This is a genomic window from Thermus sp. (assembly GCF_056332225.1).
Genome location: NZ_JBWGQW010000138.1, coordinates 1 through 933, shown reverse-complemented (window position 1 = coordinate 933; position 933 = coordinate 1). Strand labels below are relative to the sequence as shown.

Genomic DNA, 933 nt, shown 5'->3' with positions numbered 1-933 from the left:
GAGTTTCGCACCTGGCTTGCAGGGCTTTACTACAGGGAAAAGGGCAAGCCCCTCTACGCCCAGGCCCTCCAGGACGCCCTGGCCGTCCTGGAGGCCAAGGCCCTCTTTGAGGGGGAGGAGCACGAGGTGCACACGCGCCTGGCCGGGTATGGGGGCAAGGTGTACCTGGACCTGGCCCGGCCCGATTGGAGCGTGGTGGAGGTGGGGCCCGAGGGGTGGCGGGTCATCCCGGCCCACGAGGCCCCGGTGCGCTTCCGCCGGGGGAGGCACCAAAAGCCCCTCCCCCTCCCCGAGCGGGGCGGTAGCCTGGCCCCCCTCCTGGAACTCCTGCCCCTGAGGGAGCGCCGGGACGTGGCCCTGGTCCTGGGGTGGCTGGTGGGGGCCCTTTCCCCTCGAGGCCCGTACCCCATCCTGGTCCTGGCCGGGGAGAAGGGGGCGGGGAAGAGCACCGCCGCAAAGATGCTCAAGGCCCTGGTGGACCCCCAGGAGGCCGCCCTTCGGGCCGAGCCCAGGGACGTGGAGGCGCTGATGGTGGCCGCCAAGGGGTCCTGGGTGCTGGCCCTTGACAACCTCTCCAAGGTGCCCACCTGGCTTTCGGACGCCCTCTGCCGCCTGAGCACGGGAGGAGGGCTGGGGAAGCGGGAGCTTTACTCTGACTCGGAAGAGCACGTCCTGGAGGCGCAACGGCCCGTCATCCTCACGGGGATAGGCTTCGGCCTCCTCCGGGACGACCTGGCCGACCGGGTGGCGATGGTCAACCTGGTGCGCCTGGAGGACGGGGAGCGCCGCCCCGAGCGGGAGCTTTGGGAGGCCTTCGCCCGGGCCCACCCCCAGGCCCTGGGGGCCCTCCTGGACGCCGTGAGCCTGGCCCTGAGGAGGTGGGAGGAGGTGCGGAAGACCCTGCCCTCCCTCCCTCGCTTGGCCGATTGGGCC

1 pseudogene is annotated in these 933 nt (G+C 71.8%); it reads left to right on the top strand.

Features of this window, described 5'->3' with window-relative positions:
• A pseudogene (locus AC01Y6_RS10520) lies at positions 1 to 933 on the top strand (DNA primase); the annotation flags it as partial.